This window comes from Janthinobacterium sp. B9-8, assembly GCF_000969645.2.
GTDB lineage: Bacteria > Pseudomonadota > Gammaproteobacteria > Burkholderiales > Chitinibacteraceae > Iodobacter.
Genome location: NZ_CP014222.1, coordinates 714,119 through 734,505, shown reverse-complemented (window position 1 = coordinate 734,505; position 20,387 = coordinate 714,119). Strand labels below are relative to the sequence as shown.

At 48.6% G+C, this 20,387-nt stretch carries 19 protein-coding genes; 4 read left to right on the top strand and 15 right to left on the bottom strand.

Annotated elements, in window-relative coordinates; translation table 11 throughout:
• Positions 1 to 92: 92 nt before the first annotated feature.
• The 10 genes from pseG to VN23_RS03195 all read right to left on the bottom strand — a co-directional run bounded on the left by pseG (position 93) and on the right by VN23_RS03195 (position 12,959).
• Positions 93 to 1,547, bottom strand: a complete 1,455-nt coding sequence (pseG, locus tag VN23_RS03240; protein ID WP_046353238.1) for a UDP-2,4-diacetamido-2,4,6-trideoxy-beta-L-altropyranose hydrolase — start codon at positions 1,545 to 1,547, stop codon at positions 93 to 95.
• The gene (gene pseF / locus VN23_RS03235) at positions 1,544 to 2,251 is read right to left on the bottom strand and encodes a pseudaminic acid cytidylyltransferase (RefSeq protein ID WP_046353239.1); all 708 of its coding nucleotides are present in this window, start codon (positions 2,249 to 2,251) and stop codon (positions 1,544 to 1,546) included. Before pseF ends, pseG begins: the two co-directional genes overlap by 4 nt.
• Positions 2,248 to 3,387: a UDP-4-amino-4,6-dideoxy-N-acetyl-beta-L-altrosamine transaminase gene (gene pseC / locus VN23_RS03230; RefSeq protein ID WP_062654804.1), complete on the bottom strand. Its 1,140-nt coding sequence runs from the start codon at positions 3,385 to 3,387 to the stop codon at positions 2,248 to 2,250. Before pseC ends, pseF begins: the two co-directional genes overlap by 4 nt.
• On the bottom strand, positions 3,384 to 4,379 hold the full coding sequence (gene pseB / locus VN23_RS03225; protein WP_046353241.1) for a UDP-N-acetylglucosamine 4,6-dehydratase (inverting): 996 nt from the start codon (positions 4,377 to 4,379) through the stop codon (positions 3,384 to 3,386). Before pseB ends, pseC begins: the two co-directional genes overlap by 4 nt.
• A 254-nt stretch (positions 4,380 to 4,633) precedes the next feature.
• Positions 4,634 to 5,503 carry a UTP--glucose-1-phosphate uridylyltransferase GalU gene (galU, locus tag VN23_RS03220; RefSeq protein ID WP_046353504.1) on the bottom strand — a complete coding sequence of 290 codons (870 nt, stop codon included), beginning with the start codon at positions 5,501 to 5,503 and terminating at the stop codon, positions 4,634 to 4,636.
• Between the two features lie 395 nt (positions 5,504 to 5,898).
• Positions 5,899 to 8,289 (bottom strand): NAD-dependent DNA ligase LigA, encoded by a 2,391-nt coding sequence (ligA, locus tag VN23_RS03215; protein ID WP_046353242.1) that lies wholly within the window; start codon positions 8,287 to 8,289, stop codon positions 5,899 to 5,901.
• A gap of 240 nt (positions 8,290 to 8,529) precedes the next feature.
• Complete coding sequence (locus VN23_RS03210) at positions 8,530 to 9,093, bottom strand: hypothetical protein (RefSeq protein ID WP_046353243.1); 564 nt, start codon at positions 9,091 to 9,093, stop codon at positions 8,530 to 8,532.
• A gap of 151 nt (positions 9,094 to 9,244) precedes the next feature.
• Complete coding sequence (locus VN23_RS03205; RefSeq protein ID WP_046353244.1) at positions 9,245 to 10,441, bottom strand: cell division protein ZipA C-terminal FtsZ-binding domain-containing protein; 1,197 nt, start codon at positions 10,439 to 10,441, stop codon at positions 9,245 to 9,247.
• A gap of 675 nt (positions 10,442 to 11,116) precedes the next feature.
• The gene (locus tag VN23_RS03200) at positions 11,117 to 12,067 is read right to left on the bottom strand and encodes a DUF808 domain-containing protein (protein ID WP_046353245.1); all 951 of its coding nucleotides are present in this window, start codon (positions 12,065 to 12,067) and stop codon (positions 11,117 to 11,119) included.
• 28 nt (positions 12,068 to 12,095) lie between these two features.
• Complete coding sequence (locus VN23_RS03195) at positions 12,096 to 12,959, bottom strand: MBL fold metallo-hydrolase (RefSeq protein ID WP_046353505.1); 864 nt, start codon at positions 12,957 to 12,959, stop codon at positions 12,096 to 12,098.
• A gap of 86 nt (positions 12,960 to 13,045) precedes the next feature.
• Between VN23_RS03195 and VN23_RS03190 the strand changes: the two genes are divergently transcribed.
• The 4 genes from VN23_RS03190 to VN23_RS03175 are packed head-to-tail and all read left to right on the top strand — an operon-like array spanning position 13,046 to position 15,926.
• Positions 13,046 to 13,378, top strand: coding sequence for an ArsR/SmtB family transcription factor (locus VN23_RS03190; RefSeq protein ID WP_231743331.1), 333 nt, complete (start codon positions 13,046 to 13,048; stop codon positions 13,376 to 13,378).
• Entirely contained in the window at positions 13,368 to 13,799 is a 432-nt protein-coding gene (locus tag VN23_RS03185; protein ID WP_046353247.1) for a YeeE/YedE family protein, read from the top strand. Before VN23_RS03190 ends, VN23_RS03185 begins: the two co-directional genes overlap by 11 nt.
• Before the next feature lie 7 nt (positions 13,800 to 13,806).
• Positions 13,807 to 14,223 (top strand): DUF6691 family protein, encoded by a 417-nt coding sequence (locus VN23_RS03180; protein ID WP_046353248.1) that lies wholly within the window; start codon positions 13,807 to 13,809, stop codon positions 14,221 to 14,223.
• Entirely contained in the window at positions 14,220 to 15,926 is a 1,707-nt protein-coding gene (locus VN23_RS03175; protein WP_046353249.1) for a SulP family inorganic anion transporter, read from the top strand. The genes VN23_RS03180 and VN23_RS03175 overlap by 4 nt, the downstream gene beginning before the upstream one ends.
• Positions 15,927 to 16,068: 142 nt before the next feature.
• Here VN23_RS03175 and motD read toward each other — a convergent pair whose 3' ends face one another.
• The 5 genes from motD to VN23_RS03150 form a co-directional block, all read right to left on the bottom strand.
• Positions 16,069 to 16,881, bottom strand: coding sequence for a flagellar motor protein MotD (motD, locus tag VN23_RS03170; protein ID WP_046353250.1), 813 nt, complete (start codon positions 16,879 to 16,881; stop codon positions 16,069 to 16,071).
• Between the two features lie 101 nt (positions 16,882 to 16,982).
• Entirely contained in the window at positions 16,983 to 17,915 is a 933-nt protein-coding gene (locus VN23_RS03165; protein WP_046353251.1) for a S49 family peptidase, read from the bottom strand.
• The gene (locus VN23_RS03160) at positions 17,908 to 18,258 is read right to left on the bottom strand and encodes a Rieske (2Fe-2S) protein (protein WP_046353252.1); all 351 of its coding nucleotides are present in this window, start codon (positions 18,256 to 18,258) and stop codon (positions 17,908 to 17,910) included. Before VN23_RS03160 ends, VN23_RS03165 begins: the two co-directional genes overlap by 8 nt.
• Positions 18,251 to 18,907, bottom strand: a complete 657-nt coding sequence (locus tag VN23_RS03155; protein WP_046353253.1) for an HAD-IA family hydrolase — start codon at positions 18,905 to 18,907, stop codon at positions 18,251 to 18,253. Before VN23_RS03155 ends, VN23_RS03160 begins: the two co-directional genes overlap by 8 nt.
• Positions 18,900 to 19,856: an RluA family pseudouridine synthase gene (locus VN23_RS03150; RefSeq protein ID WP_046353254.1), complete on the bottom strand. Its 957-nt coding sequence runs from the start codon at positions 19,854 to 19,856 to the stop codon at positions 18,900 to 18,902. The genes VN23_RS03155 and VN23_RS03150 overlap by 8 nt, the downstream gene beginning before the upstream one ends.
• Positions 19,857 to 20,387 lie beyond the last annotated feature (531 nt).

Below are 20,387 nucleotides of genomic sequence, written 5' to 3'. Positions count from 1 at the left end.
GGGGGAGCAGCGGGGCCAATTTGACAATTACCAATAAAAAAACCACTCACGATAGCATTCCTTTTCGCTTCTTATTTGAAATCATTTTCAAACTACTGGATATAATGAAGGTAATAGCCTTGCTCCAGCTGATACCCTGCCGCCACAAACATTCTGATTGATACACTATTCTCTTCTTTAATAAACGCTCTAATGCATTTGGTATCTGGCCAATTTTTAATCAAATAAGTTTCAGCGGCGCGTAATAAAACACGGCCCCAACCCATTTGATAACGCCCTTGCAATAAATAAATAGAAATTTCAACTTGTTTGTCCATAAATCGATCGAAACGCACAATACCCACCGGACCATCAATCGCTTCACCGATCAACAATAGGGTATCGAAGCTGCTCAACTTATTCTTCAACCAAGCACAATGCGCCTCCCAGCTCAGCACGTCTGATTCCAAAGACCAAATTCTGACTTCAGGCGCATTACGGGCCGTAAATAATAAGGAGGCATCGTCAAAGACAACATTGCGCATTTGCAAAGTAGATTGAAGCAGGGCAGTGGCGACTCGACCAGCACCTTTAGCATCGACAAGGGTAAATGATTGATTAGCCCAGCTTAAGCGCTGCGATAAATCACTTAGCGCGGCCACCTGCTGCCGGATATCAGCAGCAGTTACAGACGCCGAATCACCAAGATAACAATGCATGCCATTAGCGTGCATCACTTGCGCAATTGACACCTGATTTTCCGCAACCGCAATACAAATAGAAGGCAAACCTAATGCGGCCCGCTCCCAAGTGGAGCTTCCTCCTGCGCCAATAAATAAATCGGCTTGGCGCATAAGCTGCGAAAAATCATCCACATAATGATAAAAATGCCAATTAGGCTGACTTAAAATATGTTGCTGTAATTCATGCCAAGCCAGATTACTTCTACCCGCCACAAAATCCACATGAATACCCTGCGTTTCTTGCAAGGCTTCCATTACTTTAAACATTTCTCGACTTGGATCTGCTCCACCAAAATTGACCAAGATGCGTTCAATTTGTGGCTTTATTGTAATGGGCCCACCAATAAACTCAGACCGCAACAAAGCATATTTTGGCCCTAATAATAACTGGCAATGTGTAGGTACCCATTGCTCGTATGCGTCCCTTTCCGCACTCAGATTCTGGTCGAGTAATAAATTTGCATCGTGCGGCCGATTGCAAAGATCATCGATCACGGCAATGTATTTAGTAAAGGGGCGCATTGCGCATTCCCAGTCTTTATCTAATCCATAGTGATCGACAATGATCCAATCAAAATCCGGGGTGATTTTTACTTGCAAAGAATGCGCATCAGCCTGCCAATTTAGAGGCAAGGAAGGCGCAGCAAGGGGAATGACCTCAAAAGCTTGAGCACCAATATATGCAATTAAATGCCCGGAAAACTCACTGCATGCAAAAACGATTTCAGCGCCACGAGCACGTAATTCATTGGCCAAGGTAAGGCAGCGCATGACATGCCCGATTCCAATGACAGACGAGGCGTCTGCTCGTATTAATACTTTCATGATTGCGCAGCCTCATTAGCGAGAACCGCTGCAAACATATGCTCTGCCATTAGCCAGTCTTCTGGTGTATCAATATCTTGAACCAAATGTCGAGGAAGTCGCACGGGAAGCGAGCATGCTGAAAAAATAACATCTCCCCGTAGCCAGGCATCACAACGCCCCCAATAAAATTGCCCTGCATCATGCAATGCTTCGGGTAAGTCTTGCGAACGTGTATTGCGAAACTCTGGGTAGAGCGCCCCCACTCGGCCAGATGCATCCAAGCAAATCGCCCTTTGTACCGGAAAAGCAAAGGTCGTCACAGAAAACGCATAAGAAGCACTAGGGCAATTTATTAAAAACTGCACGCCCTGACTCAAAAAGCTGGCTCGCAAGAAAGGGGCCGTCGCATAAATGCAGCATACAAAATCAAAAAAATGCCCTTGATCTTGCAAGGTTTGGATAGCGTGCTGGATGACATCAATCGTGCTCGTATGATCGCCACTCAAATGAGCCGGACGAATAAAAGGGACCTCTGCACCCAATTTTTCAGCCAATAATGCAATTTCAGTATCGTCGGTACTTACAATAATCCGATCAAATTCACCCGATGCTTTTGCTGCTGCAATGGAATAAGCCAACAAAGGCTGCCCATGAAATAATTTAATATTTTTACGTGGGATACGCTTACTACCGCCACGCGCAGGGATAATCGCAAGCTTCATTGACAAGCCTTTGTCAAAATACTCACCACAAAATCCTGCTGCTCCTCACTTAAATCTGCGTATAAGGGCAAAGTAATTGCACCGGAATAATAAGCTTCTGAATTTGGAAAATCACCCAATTTAAAGCCTAATTCACGGTAATAAGGCTGCAAATGTACCGGAATATAATGCACATTAGCGCCAATATCTGCCGCACGTAAGGCAGAGAAAATAGCGGCTCTTTGTGCGGCATCTACCTCAATGACATATAAATGCCAAGCTGAGTGCTCACTTTTTACTGGCAGCTGTATGGGTAAACCCGCTAAAAGCTGATGATAACGACGCGCCAAATCACGGCGACGCTGAATAAACGCCGCTAGCTCATTGAGTTGACTTCTACCCAGTGCCGCCTGCAAATCACTCAAACGATAATTAAATCCGAGTTCCAGTTGTTGGTAATACCAAGGACCATCACATTGATCCATCGCCCCTGAATCTCGCGTAATGCCATGGCTACGTAAGCGATTAAGCCTTGCAAACAAAGCATCATCCTGACAAAGCAAAGCGCCACCTTCAGCGGTCGTAATAATTTTGACGGGATGGAAACTAAACACAGTCAGCTCGGCGTATTGCCCGGCCCCCACAGTGCTCCCATCTTTATACTGAGCACCTATCGCATGAGAAGCATCCTCAATTACTTTGATCCCATACTGCTTGGCAAGTGCCGATATTGCGGCCATATCACAAGGCTCGCCCGCAAAATGCACGGGAATCAGCACCTTAGGCAGCGCATTCTTCAGTGCAGCAAGCCGCAGTTTCTCTGCCAGTGCCTGTGCACACATATTGCGTGTTCGCGGGTCAATATCTACAAAATCGACCTCTGCCCCGCAATATCTGGCGCAATTTGCACTGGCAACAAAAGTATTGGGGCTAGTCCAAACTCGGTCTCCTTGCCCCACTCCTAGGGCCAAGCAAGCCAAATGCAAAGCAGCTGTTGCACTACTTACGCCTAATGCATGCTTACTCTGGCAAAGATCAGCAAGAGCTCGCTCAAAAAGAGGCCCTGCTGGCCCTTGCGTTAACCAATCTGATTGCAGCACCTCAGTAACGGCAGCAATGTCTGCGGCACTGATCAATTGATGCCCATAAGGAATCATAGCGTTGCCTGATCCATTGATTGCAACTCAAGCACGCTTAAAAAATGCTCATTCTGATCTGAGACATATTTAAACCCCTGCTCAACCAATACACCCGGCTCTGACAAACCATTTATTGAAAAATCACGAGCAGCAACAAATTGAATACTTGGTGTAATCACATAATGATCATGAAACTCTAGGGTATGCAGACTATCATCCCTGGAAATCATCATTTCATGCAGTTTTTCACCAGGGCGAATACCAATTATTTTCTGAGATAAATCAGGCGCCATCGCCAGCGCCAAATCGGTAATACGCACCGACGGAATTTTAGGCACAAATAATTCACCCCCATACATTCTGGCAAAGCCCTGCATCACAAAATCCACCCCATGTTGCAAGGTAATCCAAAAACGCGTCATACGTGGATCAGTAATAGGCAAATGATCTGCATTGTTATGAATGAGCTGTTTGAAAAACGGGACCACAGACCCTCTTGAACCCACCACATTTCCATAACGAACCACAGCAAAACGAGTTGGATGATCGCCCACCATATTATTTGCGGCCACAAATAATTTATCTGAAAGGAGTTTTGTTGCACCATATAAATTAATAGGACTAGATGCTTTATCCGTTGAAAGTGCAATAACCTTTTCAATACCATTTTCAATAGCGGCATTAATCACATTTTCTGCGCCATTTACATTTGTTCTGATACATTCGGTAGGATTATATTCTGCAGCGGGCACTTGCTTTAATGCTGCAGCATGTACAACAAAATGAATCCCTCGCATCGCCTGCTTTAAACGAGTAGCATCGCGCACATCCCCTAAAAAATAGCGCATGCACGGAGCATTAAATTCCTGCTGCATTTCAAACTGCTTCAACTCATCTCTTGAAAAAACCACCACTCGACTAGGTTGATACTTAGCTAGCAGCGTACGAATAAACTGCTTGCCAAATGAGCCTGTTCCACCAGTAATTAGAATTGCTTTATGATTAAACACACCCGTCTCCACCCAAAATGATCACGACAAAACAAAAACAGAATGAATAAAAATTGAATATAAAGTCACACTAGAAAGACAATCACCTTGATTATATAAATTTAAAAAATTTCTATAATCCAATCAGCAATATCAGTAGACTCTTTCAATAAATTCAAAAAAAATCAAAATTAATTAATGCTAATTCATCATAGCGCAAAAAAAAAGGCGGCACCAGTGGTGCCGCCTTTTTTGCAAGCCTATTGAAATAGCACTTAAGCTTTTAGACCCTTCACGTAAGCCGAGAATTCTTCTCCTACTTCGCCATGCTTCATGCCATAAGCCATTGTCGCTTTTAAATAGCCTAGCTTAGAGCCACAATCGTAGCGGGTGCCGATGATTTTATGCGCGAGGATGTGTTGTTCTTGCATCAGAGCAAAGATGCCGTCGGTAAGCTGGATTTCACCGCCCTTACCGGGCTGCACATGCTGCAAATGATGGAAAATACGCGGCGTTAAGATATAGCGACCAACAACAGCCAGATTGGATGGTGCTTCTTCTGGCTTTGGTTTTTCGACGATATTGGTGATTTTCAAACGACCGTTGCCATCTTGAATTTCTACAATGCCGTAAGAGCCGGTGTCTTGTTGCGGCACTTGCTCAACACCGAGGATGGAGCAGTGCGTATCGCTGAATACATCAACCATACGTTTCATTTCGCTGGTTGCGCCGCCATCAATCAAATCATCCGCCAGAATCACTGCAAACGGCTCATCCCCAACTACAGGTTTAGCGCAGAGCACGGCGTGACCTAGGCCCAGTGCCTCTGGTTGGCGAATATAAATGCAGCTGACTGACTTTGGAATAATGCCACGCAGAATTTCCAGCAACGCTTGTTTATTCTTGGCTTCCAGCTCAACTTCTAATTCATACGCTTTATCAAAGTGATCTTCGATGCTGCGTTTATTACGGCCGGTAATAAAGATCATTTCGGTAATGCCAGCCGCCAGCGCTTCTTCCACCGCATACTGAATCAGCGGCTTATCCACAACGGGCATCATTTCTTTTGGGCTAGCCTTGGTAGCGGGCAGAAAACGTGTGCCCATGCCTGCGACAGGGAATACAGCCTTGCGTACTTTTTGCATGTGAGAATCCTGATATGAAGTAGAGAGTAAACCTAATCTAAGGGCGGCACCCAATACCTGATCCGCCTGGCGCTGAAGGAGCGTGCCCGGCCACTGGGAAACAGCAGAGCGCCCAAGCCCTAACGCATCGGCTAAGCGGGTTTGGGTGCCAAACAGTTTGATTGCTTCAGACTTTTGCATGACGTAATGTTTATCCAAATAAACACCACCGTCAAGGTATAAAGTTGGATTCACGAATGTTTAATAAAATAAACATTGCCGCAGCAATTCTTAGCTAAAGCAAAGTACTTAGGGCAAAGCGTTTTTGCAGGAGTGGCTTTCTGCAAAGCGCTAGGCAGGTAATCTTGGCTAAAACACACCTGCGGTAGCGCCCCTTAAAAAAGGTAAAAAAGCCCTTAGCCCTCCAACATCCGCAGCAATGCCGCCTCATCTAAAATTGACACCCCCAAATCCTGTGCCTTAGTCAGCTTGCTACCCGCATCACTCCCTGCCACCACATAATGGGTTTTTTTCGAAACGCTGCCAGATACTTTGCCCCCCGCAGCTTCAATCAAATCCTTAGCCGCATCGCGTGATAAAGTGGGTAGCGTACCAGTCAGCACCAGCGTTTTATCTTTAAATACGCCAGCGATCGATTCAAGCTCCTCAGGCAACTGGCTTTCTAAATCTGCACACCATTTAGCCAAGCTCTGTAGCGATGCACGCCGCCCCTCTTCATCCAGCCAAGCCAGCAAAGCCTTGGCCACATCGCTAGGCAAAAAGGTGAGCGAGAGCCAATCGGCCTCTGCCAGCTCACTTAAGCGGGTGACTCGCTCAGCCAATTGGCTACTACGCACAGTTGATAATTTAGGCACCGCCAGATGGGCGTAAAGCACGGCGGGCTGTAGTTTTTCACGCAGCAAGCCACTTGGAGCATGCTCATCTTTTGGGGCGATGCCCGCTGCGAGTAAAGCATCGAGCGCGAGTTGATTTTTAGGCTCAGCAAAAAATTCGCTAATCGCCACCGCCACGGTGTCACCAATATCGGGCAGGGATCGCAATAGCGGCACCGGGGCATGGCGAATTAATTCCAGCCTGCCCAGCCAATCCGCTAGTGTTTTGGCGGTTGACTCACCCACATGGCGAATCCCCAGTGCAAATAAGAAACGGGCCAAGAGCGGTGTTTTACTTGCAGCAATGCCTTCCAGCAAGTTTTCTGCCCATTTGGTCGCAAGGCGGCCTTGCGCAATACTCTCCGCACTCACCCCTGCAGCTTCATCTGCGGCGGCTTTCATATTCTGAAAATCGTCCAGCGTCAGGGCGTACAAATCCGCCAGCGATTTCACATAGCCCAAATCAACCAAGCTCTCTACATAACGCTCGCCCAAGCCATCAATATCCATCATGCGTCGGCCAGCAAAGTGACGAATTGCTTCTTTGCGCTGCGCGGAGCAGCTCAAGCCCCCCGAGCAGCGCGCAATCGCTTCGCCCTCTTCACGCACCACGTGCGAGCCACAAACCGGGCAGGCTTTGGGCAGTGAAAACACGGGGTAAAGCGGCTCTTGCGCGGGCGAGAATAAATCTACGCCCGGCACATATTTCATAGGGCGGCACTCCAGCACCACATTAACCACTTCCGGAATCACATCTCCGGCGCGGCGCACGGCCACGGTATCGCCCACCCGCACATCTTTGCGCCTTGCTTCGTCTTCGTTGTGGAGCGTGGCATTGGTCACGGTCACCCCCCCAACAAACACCGGCTGCAAGCGCGCCACAGGGGTAATAGCACCAGTGCGCCCAACCTGCACATCAATCGCCTCCACAATGGTTAAGACTTCTTGGGCAGGGAATTTATGCGCTACGGCCCAGCGTGGTTCACGGGTTCTGAAGCCCAACTCTTTTTGCAGCGCCATGCTATTTACTTTGTAAACCACACCGTCAATATCAAAAGGCAGGCTGCCTCGGATGTCGCTCACATGAGCATGAAATTCAGCCAAGCCCGCCCCACCTTGCAGCACAGCCCGCTCGGCACAAACCGGAAAACCCAATCCTGCCAACGCATCCAGCACGGCAGAATGCGTAGCTGGCTGCGGCCAGCCTTCGGCCACGCCTAATCCATAGGCAAAGAAAGACAGCGGCCTCGCGGCTGCAATGGCGGGATTGAGCTGACGCACCGCACCGGCGGCGGTGTTTCTTGGATTAACAAAAAGTTTTTCACTCGCAATCAATTGGCGTGCATTCAGGCGATCAAAATCGTCGCGACGCATATACACCTCGCCACGCACCTCGAGTACCGCGGGTAAATCCTCACCCCGTAAACGCAGTGGAATCTGCAAAATGGTACGGATATTTTGTGTGACATCCTCACCGGTTGCGCCGTCCCCCCGCGTGGCGGCTTGCACTAGCACACCGTTTTCATAGCGCAGGCTAATGGCCAAGCCATCAAATTTCAGCTCGGCCGCGTATTCAATCGCAGCGGCACTTAAAGGCAAATCCAGCTCTTTACGCACGCTGACATCAAAAGCCAATGCGCCTGCCGGGGTCACATCAGTTTCAGTACGAATCGACAGCATGGCAATGGTGTGGGTAACCGGCTCAAACTGCGGCAGCGGCTTGCCGCCCACTCGCAACGTGGGCGAATCGGGCGTCGCCAGCTCAGGATTGCTTATTTCCAGCGCTTGCAGCTCACAAAACAGGCGATCGTACTCAGCATCAGGCACCGTGGGTGCATCGAGTACATAGTATTCATGGGCATATTGGTGAAGTTGTTTGCGCAGAGATTGCGCCTGTTCTGGCAGAGTCATCATTTTCGGGGTCGTAGGCTGAATTGGGGATTAAAACGGGATAAATTTCAGAGGAAAGATAGCAACATCCTAACTAGGCAGATACCTAATTCTATCAATTTAAGCAAAGAAGCCTCGTTTTCTTGTAAGAGTGACTTTAGCCCCTCCTACTGTATTTGGGCATCAATAATCAACAGCATATAGGTAATGGCAGCAACACGGCCAAGCTGTGCCGCTGCTTGAATTCTGCATTAAGCGAGCCGCCTAGCGAGCAAAAATAGAAATCCCCATGCCTTGAAATGGCCCAAGCGGGGTATTTTCTTGTTCAAACTGCTCAATACTGGGCGTACCGCTCCAGAGCTTATAAACCAGCACGCCATCCTGAATAATAAAGATCACGTCAAAATGCCAGCCCGAAATAATCGTTTTTCGCTCAAAGTTTAAAAAATCCGCCCAGAAATTACCATAGCGCTTTCTGACCGAACTTTTTTGCTCAATTTCATAAGCAAAGCAAGATGTTTGTGCAGCGATGCATGCCTGAATTTGCGGCGCTAATAAACGCGGCTCGCCTGCCCCGCTCAAAGCTAAGCGGCGCATTAAATCTGCGTAGCTCAATACCACAATATTAGGTGTTTTAAGCGGATCCAGCCCCATTGCGTGCAATTGCTGCAAGCTGGTCGTTTCCAAAGAAATGCTTTTAAATGCGTGCTCTGCCGTTTGATAATCGGGCCAAGGCGTACGGCTAATTTGCTCCGAATCGGGCAGAAGGGCAGCACAGGAAGTCAGGACTACACTGGCAATCGCACAGCTTACTTGGGCGCGTTTCATACACCCTCCTGCAGCGTAACAGCGATATACTCGTATCGTCACTTTAGCCGAAAAATGCAGCACAATCTGCCTGCATTCACCCCAAAGTAGCAATGCCGCTGACGAGCAGCGGCATTGTTGTAAAACTTATCACCCTGCGCCTCTGCACAACTCAGGCAAATAAACGTAAAGCCGCTACCGACCCTGGCGCAATACCTCTATCGTCCATTTTTGCGTACAAAACACCTAGCTGCTTACGAATATTATCAAGGCTAGCCTCAGTCAGTGGCTTGCTATTATCGTCTACCAGCTCACCCGATAAAGCCACGGATAAGTGCTGAGCAAACTCGGCAAAGTAATCAAACACCGAAACACCACCTGCTACCCGGGGCACGTCAAACAGTAGCGTCAAGCCTGTCGATGTATTACCAAAATGACTATGGTCATGATTGGATAAAGTAAAAAGAGTCTTACCCGAATCACTACGATAATGGAACGCGCCTTCAGGGCTGCGGATCAGACCAGCATTTTCTGCCAGTAAGCGCACCCGCTCCATTGGAAACGGGCGGCTGGCCGCCATCACATTCAAGCCAATCAGCACATCTACACCAGCGCAAAATTCGTCCAGATTAGTGGCCGCCACCAGTTTGGCCGAGCGCTGAGGAAAAGTCACCACCGCTTCATGCTCATCGGCAAACTGCTGCACAGACATACAAAAAGCATTGAGTTGTTCCGAGCTTAATGCCCCTTGACGATCAGCTAATTGCAACCCAATTTTCAATTCTTTATAACGTGAGCGCGCGCTGGGTACACAGGCCTCCCAGCGGCGATCCTGTGTGCACCCCATCACCTGCACACGTTTAGAGCCACGAAACACGGGCAGCTCTGTAGCGGCAATCAGCTCAGTGGCATGGATTTCAGCAATAAAATCAAGAGCAGGATCGAGTAAGCTGCTAGCCAACGCCTCATGATCATCACCCACAATCGCTGCAGGCTGAGCCGACACTTCCACTGCAGCCACTGGCGCGCTGAGGACGGGGGCCGCAAGCGGAGAAGGCGCAACAACAGGCTCTACATAAGGCTCACGCATAGGTGGAGCCGCAACTTCAGCTTCGAATTCCGGCTCGGCAAACTGAGGCTCAAAACGATCAGCCACCTGTTCAGCGCGCTCTAAAGAAGGCTCCATGCGGCTGGCTTCGCCTGTGCGCACCATGTTTTTGGGCACATCAAGTAAGGCATCACTTTCATTACGCGCAAACGCTTTGGAAGCTTGCTTACGATAGCGATATTCCTGCCACCAATTGAAGGCGTAAACGGTGGCGACAATCACGCCACCCACAATCAGCGATCCTAGTTGCAAATCGGTCATTCTTTAGGTCTCTTGGCAAGTCGATCTATCATTGCGAATAGCACCCCAAGCAAAAGCTGATGCAACAAGGGTGAAATATCCGAGCCGATATCGGACCAGTCTATATTCAGTGTTAATTAGATAAGCGGCCTAACCATCTATTCAGCCACAACAGTTTTTCATCGGCACATGCAAAAATACCCATTACAAATGGCCTTGATGAAAAAATCGTGACCCTATTCGGCCATTTTCTTGCTTTATTGAGTTTATTTGCCAGCCAAGCCACATCGCCCATTTAGACATTTACGCGGCACTAACTGCATTCATGTAAAAGGATACCAGACTTAAGCGACTCAGTACCCTTACTAAGCCTTATATTAGCTCAATTTTACTGTACTTTTTACCTAGAGCCAGCGTGGCTTAACATCACAAGACACCGTTTCTACCCATATCATTCATGCTATTAATCACATTAATATGCACTCATTAAGAGGAAGGCAAAAACTACGCGGCACACCAAACTCTTTTGCCTGATGATAAAACTCAACGCCTTCAAATACTTACTCGCAATAAATCAAATAAAAAATAAACTACTTTAGAAAACACTAATACAAATATCACCATAAAAAAACAATCAAGGGCAAATCAATTGCCCTTGATATTTAAAGCAGTGTCAAACACTCCCTAAAACCAAGCTTAAGACTTCACGGCTTTCAAAGCAGTTGATAAGCCCATCCAAGCCGCAAGTAAAGCAGCCCCGGCCAGCACACCCACCACCGCATCCAGCAGGCTAGGCAAGACCACGTGCAAAACCGCACCTATGCCACTTAAGCGACTTGCCGCTTCGCTTAAGTGCTCAATCAATTCATGCGCAGGGGCAAAGCCATGCGTCAGGATGCCGCCACCCACCATAAACATAGCGACCGTTCCCACTACGGCAAGCGTTTTCATAAGGTAAGGTGCACCCAGCAAGCAGGCCGTGCCAATTTTATGCTGGATTTTTGTCAGCATATCGCTGCCCTGCTTTTTGCAGAGGTAAAGCCCCGCGTCATCAAGCTTAACAATCCCCGCCACCAAGCCATAAACGCCCACTGTCATCACAATGGCAATAATAGAAAGCACCGTCAGTTGCGACACAAACGGCGCTGCCGCAACAGTGCCAAGCGAGATCACGATAATTTCGGCAGAAAGCACAAAATCCGTCCGAATCGCGCCTTTGATTTTATCTTTTTCAAATGCCACCAAATCAATCGCCGGATTATCCAGAGCATGGGCCAGTGCTTCTTTTTCAGCCTGATCTTCGCCGCTGTGGTGTAAAAATTTATGCGCCAGTTTTTCAAAGCCTTCAAAACAAAGATAAGCGCCCCCCAACATCAGCAGCGGCGTAATCAGCAAAGGAGCAATGGCACTGATTGCCAAGGCAGCAGGCACCAGAATCAGCTTATTGATAAACGAGCCTTTTGCCACAGCCCACACCACAGGCAACTCACGCTCGGCACGCACGCCTGAAACTTGCTCGGCATTTAAAGCCAGATCGTCCCCCAAAACGCCCGCGGTTTTTTTTGCTGCTATTTTGGTCATCAGCGCAACATCGTCTAAAACTGCGGCGATATCATCAAGTAATACTAAAAGACTGGTTCCGGCCATGTTTGCTCTCGTTAATTAATTTGTTTTTTTACAGCACATCTAGGGGGATTTTTAAGTAGCGCTGTCCATCCGCTTCAGCCTCTGGAAAGCCCCCGGCACGGATATTGATTTGAATCGCCGGTAAAATCAACTGCGGCATATCCAATGTTTTGTCCCGCGCTTCACGCATCGCAATAAAGGCCGCTTTACTTATCCCCTGATGCAAATGGATATTGGCCTTGCGCTGCTCTGCAATGCTGGTTTGCCATTGCACCTGTGAGCGCCCTGCGGGCAAATAATCATGACAGACAAATACGCGCGTTGTATCCGGCAAAGCCAGAAGCTGCTGAATTGAATCGTAAAGCAATGCAGCATCACCTCCTGGGAAATCGCAGCGGGCCGAGCCCACATCCGGCATAAACAGGGTGTCGCCCACAAATAGGGCATCGGCAATTAAATAGGCAATATCAGCCGGAGTATGCCCCGGCACAGACAGCACGGTGGCGCTTAGTTGGCCAATTTGAAACACCTCACCCGCCACAAACAGAACATCAAACTGGCTACCATCTACGGCAAAATCAGCCTCCAAACCAAATACCGGTTTAAAAATACGCTGCACTTGGTGAATCTGCTGGCCAATCGCTACTTTCCCTCCCAACTTTGCTTTTAAATATGCAGCAGCAGAAAGATGATCGGCATGAGCATGGGTTTCCAATATCCACTCCACCTTTAAGGTATGAGCTGCCACAAACTCGATCAGGCGATCGGCGCTTGCCGTGGAGGTGCGTCCGGATTTGGCATCGTAATCCAGCACCGTATCAATTAAAGCAGCATGACCACCCTGCCGATCAAACACGACGTAACTAACTGTAGAAGTATTCGAATCAAAAAAGGCTTCAACTTGAGGCAGCAGCATTTTTTCTACTCCAGATTAAATATATTTGAAAATATTATATATAAAACTATAATATATCAAAGATGCTTCCAACGGTACACACAATGACCCCCCAACAAATCCTCGCCATGCGTGAAGCGGCGCATGGTGCAACTCGTATTTTAAAAGTCATGGCAAATGAAGATCGGCTCTTGCTGCTCTGCCAGATGGTAGACAGCGAAAAATGCGTTTCAGACTTTGAAGCCTTGCTCGACATCCGCCAACCCACACTATCCCAGCAACTCACCGTATTGCGCAAAGAAGGGCTGGTCAACACGCGCCGGGACGGCAAACGCATTTATTACAGCTTAGCCAGTGCCGAAGTACAACAACTGCTTGAAGTGCTCTACGCCCTTTACTGCCCGATCGATCTCAAGGAAACCTCCGATGCAAATTGACTGGATTCATTTTTCGCCGTGGAACGCCTTACTGGGCGGAGCATTACTTGGGCTAGCGAGTGGATTACTTGTGCTGTTAGCAGGGAGAGTTGCAGGAATCAGCGGTATTTTAGGTGGTTTACTTAGCTCGCACTCCAGCAAAGAGATGGCATGGCGCAGCTCTTTTTTAATCGGCCTACTCTTAACACCCCTGCTTTGGCTGGTGTTTAACTCCCCTGCAGACATCCAGATCAGCGCCAATATACCCATGCTCATTATTGCCGGGCTTTTGGTTGGCATCGGCACCCGCTACGGTAATGGCTGCACCAGTGGCCATGGCGTTTGCGGCTTATCCCGGTTTTCGATTCGGTCACTGGCCGCCGTAGCCAGCTTTATGGGTGCAGGATTTATCACCGTGCTGATTACACGCCACTTATTCTGAGGCCAAGATGCTTAAATTAATTGCTTTACTCTCAGGGCTATTATTTAGCTTAGGGCTGATTATTTCCGGCATGGTGAATCCCGCCAAGGTGATTGGATTTCTTGATCTGGCAGGCCAGTGGGACCCCAGCCTTGCCCTTGTTATGACCGGTGCCATTGCTACAGCCACACCCTTTTTTATCTGGGCAAAAAGCCGCAAGCAGACATTACTGACCCATGAAAAAATGTCCCTGCCCGATAGTAAAATCATCGACCGCCCCCTAATTGGCGGCAGCATTCTGTTTGGCATTGGCTGGGGCTTAGCTGGCATTTGCCCGGGACCTGGCATTGTTGCACTGGCCATGGGCGAAGCCAAAGCGTTTATTTTTGTCATTGCCATGCTTGTGGGCATGTTTATTTTTACCCTGCTGCCTAAGAAGCCATGAGTAAACTCAAGTTGCTAAGCAAGCTGCTGCCTATTTTGCATTGGCTACCGCTTTATCAAAGAAAAACCTTTATCGGGGATTTGGGAGCCAGTTTAATTGTGGCCGTTTTACTTATCCCCCAAAGTCTGGCCTACGCCCTATTGGCAGGATTGCCACCGCAAGCGGGTATTTACGCCAGTATTTTGCCACTGGTGGTCTATGCCTTTTTTGCCAGCAGCATGGTGCAGTCTGTTGGCCCGATGGCAATTAGCGCAGCCATGACCGCCAGCGCACTCGCCCCCTTAGCGGCCATTGGCTCGCCGGAATACAGTGCACTGGCAGCCAGCCTTGCCTTACTTTCTGGTCTTTTTTTAGCGCTATTAGGCTTGCTGCGGCTTGGTTTTATCACGCAACTTTTATCGCATCCCGTCATCAATGGATTCAGCAGTGGTGCAGCCATTCTGATTATTGTCGGGCAAATCGGCCCCTTACTCGGCATACGGGTTGAGGGCGAGCATCTGGGACAATTACTCTGGCAACTTAGCCACGCCCTACCCCAAATCCAAGCTTTTGGATTAATTTGCCTAGTATTACTTTGGCTGGCCGGCCGACCTCTGACTCAATTACTCAACAAAATAAGCTATGGCGCAGCCCTCGCCAAATTAAGCCCACTCTTACTGATGCTGATCATAAGCGCTGCTGTATTTTTTTTAAAAATCAACACCCCCCTCACAGGCTCTTTTAGCAGCAGCATGCCCCGCTTATTTTGGCCAGTACTCAATCAAAGCGCATTTAACCAGCTTTGGCTCCCCGCCATCACCATCGGTCTGGCTGGCTTTTTACAAAGCATTACCATCGCCCAAAGCCTTGCCTTAAAAGCTAAACGTAGCGTCGATAGTAATCAAGAATTAATCGGCCTAGGCGCCGCCAATATTGCCGCAGCGGCCAGCGGGGGTTTTCCGGTAAGTGGCGGATTTTCACGCACTGCCGTCAATGCCGCATCGGGTGCCAACACACCATTAGCGGGCGTCATGACGGCAATATGGATTGCCCTTGCCGCATACTCGCTCAACGATTACTTAACTCTTATCCCGCAATCTCTACTTGCGGCCACAATTATTCTGGTCGCCATTCGCCTTATTGATTTTGATTTTTTAATTCGCAGCTGGCGCTACGACCGGCGTGATGGCGCGGCCTTTGCCTGTACCGTGCTTGCTGTTTTAGCCTTAGGTGTGATGCAGGGTATTCTAGCAGGGGTTGGATTATCTCTTTTGCTCTTTCTATATCGCAGCAGCCAGCCGCATATTGCGGTAGTTGGCAGAATTGCAGGCACAGAGCATTACCGCAATATCAATCGCTTTAACACGCAAACAAGCGATCATATTGTTGCCGTGCGAATTGATGAGAGTCTTTACTTTGGCAACAGCGCCAAAATACAGACCGAACTGATGCACATTTTAGAAAAAGCCCCTAAAACCCAGCACCTCGTCTTGATTCTGTCTGCCGTAAATAGCATCGACTACAGCGCCATGCAGGCGATTGGCCTGCTGCAAGAAAACTTACGCGCAAGGCAAATTAAAATTCACCTGAGCGACGTCAAAGGGCCGGTTATGGATCACTTATTACGCAGTGAGATGCTGAGCACGCTGGATGGGGAGATCTTTCTAAGCGCCCACTTAGCCATGCAGGCTTTAAGTGGAGAGACCGAGGATTTTTCGATTTAAATAGAAGCCCCCAACCCTAAACCTGTAGACACAAATATAAGTGAGAACACAGAGCAAACAGAGCAAACAGAGCAAACCTAAATATCCTAGGATTTTCTCTGTGGCTACATATCTTTTTGCTTTTAAGTGGGTGAACCCTAGTTTATTTAGGCGCAGGGAGAGCGGGCGCAGGTTTGGTCTCGCTCCCCAAGGACAACACCGCGACTTCGTCTTTATTATCGGCCAAGATATTGAGCGTAACTCGGCGATTACTCGCGCGCCCTTCAGGTGTGTCATTACTGACTTGAGGCCGGAACTCGCCATAACCAATCGCCACCAAGCGCTGCGGTGCAACACCCACATCAACAAATAATCGCACCACACTAGCAGCACGGGCAGCTGACAACTCCCAATTGGAAGGAAACTGCCCAGAACGCATCGCCTGATTATCGGTATTGCCTTCGATTTGAATTAAGTTATCGGTGTTTTTAACCATCTCAGCCACCGCAATCAAGGCGGTGGCCGATTCGGTATGTAAATCTGCTTTAGCCGTATCAAATAAAACAGAATCGCTGATTTCAACGGCAATGCCCCGTTTGGACTGAGTGACCCGCACCTTGCCCTGATCAATGAGCGCCCCAAGTGATTTTTTTAAATCCCCCGCCATACCTTGCATTTTTTGTGTCTGCTCAGCGAGCTTAGGGCTAGGTGTTGGCGTCGAAACCACATTCAGCACCACCAGCTTATCCGGCACACCCGCCACAGGCTGATTCTGCTTAATCACTTCCTTGCTGGTTGGCGTTTGCTTAAAAGCATCGACCATCGAATTCGACAGTACTTTGTATTTACCTTCATTCACCGAAGAAATAGCGTACATCACCACAAAGAAAGCAAATAACAGGGTAATAAAATCCGCATAAGACACCAACCAGCGCTCGTGGTTTTCATGTTCCTCGTGCCTGTGCTTACGTGCCATGCTGAATTCCTTTTCAAGATTAGGGTGGGCACGTTTCTGTGCCCACGCGCACTGACAAACATTCTAAAACGCGTGAGTGAGAAACCTACCCGCCCTGCAGATTACTTCAACTGCAAATTAAACTCAGACACCAATTTATTCGCTGCTGATACGCCAATCTGGCGCGCCAAACGATCTGCATAGCTAGGGCGAGGCGTAAAATCGACGATCTCTTTGGCTTTAACCACATCGCGCGCCACGCTATCTACTGAGCCTAAAGCATCGACCAAACCCATCTTGATACTGGCAGCACCACTCCACACAAGACCGGAAAAGAGATCAGGATTATCAGCCAACTTATTGCCACGACCGGCTTTAACCACACCAATAAACTGCTGATGAATTTCATCAAGCATCACTTGCGCTTTATCACGCTGGCCCTGGCTCATCGGTGAATAAGGATCTAAAAATCCTTTATTTGCACCGGCAGTCAGCAGACGACGCTCAACACCCAGCTTTTCCATCACGCCACTAAAGCCAAAACCATCCATCAAGACACCGATCGAGCCCACCATCGAGGCTTTATCCGCATAAATCTTGTCTGCTCCAGCTGCAGCGTAATAGCAGCCTGAGGCGCAGATTTCTTCGATCACTACATAAAATGGAATCTTTGGATGCAGCTTTTTCAAACGTGCAATTTCATCGGCCATCATCCCTGCCTGCACAGGGCTACCACCGGGGCTATTGGCCTGCAAGATCACAGCCTTGGTGTTTTTATCTTCAAATGCCGCAGTTAAGCCTTCGATCAAGGTAGCAGCATCGGCCTCACCGCCCGCAGAGATCGCACCTTCCAAACGAACCACGGCCGTATGCGGGCCAGTCAGCTCATCTCCCGCCTTACCACCAACCCAACCCATGCTCACGGCAAAGATCATAATCACAATACTAAAGGTCAGTAATCTAAAAAAGATATTCCAGCGACGCGTGCTACGGCGCTCTTTAATACCGGCATGCAGCAAACTTTGTAATTGTTCGCGTTCCCAAGATTCATTCATGCTGTTCCTCGATCAAATAAACTTGATTCGCGTATTCACGAACCGGCAAAGAAATAAGCTTGCGGCCGGGGCAAGGCCCGCCCAAGCAAAGACCTGTATTTGGCGCGTAATATGCGCCGTGTGTAGAACAAACCAGCCAGGAGTGAGAATAATCAAAAAAATCCCCCGGGTTAAAATCCAGCTCAATCGGAATATGCGCACACTCATTAATATAAGCGTAAACAGCAGCATCATATCGAAACACAAAGGCACTGCGCTCACGCCCTCCCCATTGCAAGGTAAAACGCTGAGCCAAGCCTCGTTCAAGCAAATCCTGACTCTGGCACAATACCCGCTCAGGCATTGAGCAAAATCCAATCTTTTAGAGCGTAGAAATCATCAAAATGCGCCAGTGGCTTACACGTCAGCAACTCAGGCAATTTATGCGCACCATAAGTCAATGCCACACTTTGCGTTCCCGCATTCTGTGCCAGTTGCAAGTCATGCGTGGTGTCGCCAATCATCAAGGCACGGCCCGCCTCCATATGACACTTATCTAAGATGTAATGCAGCATCGCCGGATGAGGCTTAGAAAATGCCTCATCTGCCGTGCGCGTCACTTTAAAAAACGCCCCCAAACCGGTGGATGCCAAAACCCGATCCAAACCCGCTCTGGATTTACCCGTTGCCACCGCCAGCTGAAATCCTGCCTCAATAAAGAGCGGCAAAGATTCCATCACCCCATCATACAAAGTCACTTCCTGATCCTTGGCCAGATAATGACGACGATAGATATTCACCACTTCAGTGATTTGTTCAGGCTTTGCATCCGGGGCAAGATATTGCATTGCCTCTTGCATACCATAGCCAATCACATAGCGAGCCTCTTTATCTGTCGGTACCGCGAGGCCCACATCGGCAAACGCCGATTGAATCGCACGGGCGATGGTGCCAGTGGAATCCATCAAAGTGCCATCCCAGTCAAACACCAGCAAATCAAACTGTTTAGGCATGCGTTTTCTCAAGTAGGTCAATATAAGATTGTAATTCAGGCGGCAAAGGCGCTTCCAGCTCCAAAGGCTTACCCGTGATCGGATGATCAACGATTAATCGCCAAGCATGCAAAAACATGCGCCGCAGCCCCTGTCTTGGCAAGATTTTATTCAAAGCAAAGTCACCATACTTTTCATCGCCCAAAATAGGATGCTCACTGGCCGCCAGATGCACGCGGATTTGATGAGTTCGGCCAGTTTTAAGCTCACACTCAAGCAAAGAGCAATCCTTCCATACCTTACGACGATTCACCACGGTATGTGAAATTTTCCCCTCAGGTGAAACACGCACGCGGCGCTCACCTTCGGCTGTGTTGTATTTCAGCAAAGAAAACTTAACATGACTGCGCGGATTCTCCCACACACCTTTCACCAAAGCCAAGTATCGCTTATCGATGCGGTGATTATCACGCAAGGCATCTTGCAGCACGGTCAGCGCAGAACGCTTTTTGGCCACCATTAAAATACCTGAGGTTTCTCTATCCAGACGATGTACTAATTCTAAAAATTTGGCTTGCGGGCGCTGGGCACGAATCAGCTCGATCAAGCCAAAGCTCACACCAGAGCCTCCATGCACAGCCAAACCTGCAGGCTTATTCAGAATAAGAATCGCATCATCTTCAAAGATAATTGGAATATCGATACGGTGTGAGGCCGCCACCGCAGGCGCTGCGTCTGGCTTTTCTGCCACGCGCACCGGAGGTAAGCGCAAAATATCGCCGGCAACGATGCGATAAGTCACATCACTGCGGCCTTTATTTACGCGTACTTCACCACTACGCACAATGCGATAAACATGACTTTTTGGTACGCCCTTGAGGTGTTTTAACAAAAAATTATCCAGCCTTTGGCCGGCATCTTCTTCGTCCACGGTCAGGAACGTGACGGATGCTTTGCTACTGCCCTTCATCTTGACTTATACTCTCCGCACGCCACAACCCAGAAGGTTGTAGCAGGTTGGCCGAAGCGATAAAAACGCAACGGCAACGATTACCGCAAGGGCTTGTTTTGACAAGGGACTTTTAATTACCCGCTTCAAACAAGCACTGCGTAAGGTGGCTAAGGCCACTTTTAGATCCCGCTCTTAAAGCAATACTGCAGGGCGATACAGTCGGCGATTACCTTCCCGCCGTAGAGTAAAAACACTCTACGCCTCCCAACTGGCACAAAAAGCCAGTCTTAGTAAAACAGGGAGCGCAAGCGCGGGGCTCGCCTATCTGCCGTCAGGCTTATGCAACAAGTTCCGGGAAGCGGTTATCTCGCTCACCGCAAAAAGCAGCGATGGTAATTGATTTGTATATATAAAGCACTCATCGGATTCTTATTAGCGTACTGGCCTACTTTTACAGAAAAACAAGTAAAAACGCCGGTATGGTACGTTCGGCAGCTAAGCACCTTGTAATGGCCTTCTAAAAAAAGGTGAGAGAAGAATAAAAACCAG

Coding starts and splice junctions, on each gene's coding strand:
- pseG (WP_046353238.1), bottom strand. CDS start 1,547: ATGAAAGTATTAATACGAGCAGACGCCTCGTCTGTCATTGGAATCGGG.
- pseF (WP_046353239.1), bottom strand. CDS start 2,251: ATGAAGCTTGCGATTATCCCTGCGCGTGGCGGTAGTAAGCGTATCCCA.
- pseC (WP_062654804.1), bottom strand. CDS start 3,387: ATGATTCCTTATGGGCATCAATTGATCAGTGCCGCAGACATTGCTGCC.
- galU (WP_046353504.1), bottom strand. CDS start 5,503: ATGCAAAAAGTACGCAAGGCTGTATTCCCTGTCGCAGGCATGGGCACA.
- ligA (WP_046353242.1), bottom strand. CDS start 8,289: ATGATGACTCTGCCAGAACAGGCGCAATCTCTGCGCAAACAACTTCAC.
- VN23_RS03210 (WP_046353243.1), bottom strand. CDS start 9,093: ATGAAACGCGCCCAAGTAAGCTGTGCGATTGCCAGTGTAGTCCTGACT.
- VN23_RS03205 (WP_046353244.1), bottom strand. CDS start 10,441: ATGACCGATTTGCAACTAGGATCGCTGATTGTGGGTGGCGTGATTGTC.
- VN23_RS03200 (WP_046353245.1), bottom strand. CDS start 12,067: ATGGCCGGAACCAGTCTTTTAGTATTACTTGATGATATCGCCGCAGTT.
- VN23_RS03190 (WP_231743331.1), top strand. CDS start 13,046: ATGACCCCCCAACAAATCCTCGCCATGCGTGAAGCGGCGCATGGTGCA.
- VN23_RS03185 (WP_046353247.1), top strand. CDS start 13,368: ATGCAAATTGACTGGATTCATTTTTCGCCGTGGAACGCCTTACTGGGC.
- VN23_RS03180 (WP_046353248.1), top strand. CDS start 13,807: ATGCTTAAATTAATTGCTTTACTCTCAGGGCTATTATTTAGCTTAGGG.
- VN23_RS03175 (WP_046353249.1), top strand. CDS start 14,220: ATGAGTAAACTCAAGTTGCTAAGCAAGCTGCTGCCTATTTTGCATTGG.
- motD (WP_046353250.1), bottom strand. CDS start 16,881: ATGGCACGTAAGCACAGGCACGAGGAACATGAAAACCACGAGCGCTGG.
- VN23_RS03165 (WP_046353251.1), bottom strand. CDS start 17,915: ATGAATGAATCTTGGGAACGCGAACAATTACAAAGTTTGCTGCATGCC.
- VN23_RS03160 (WP_046353252.1), bottom strand. CDS start 18,258: ATGCCTGAGCGGGTATTGTGCCAGAGTCAGGATTTGCTTGAACGAGGC.
- VN23_RS03155 (WP_046353253.1), bottom strand. CDS start 18,907: ATGCCTAAACAGTTTGATTTGCTGGTGTTTGACTGGGATGGCACTTTG.
- VN23_RS03150 (WP_046353254.1), bottom strand. CDS start 19,856: ATGAAGGGCAGTAGCAAAGCATCCGTCACGTTCCTGACCGTGGACGAA.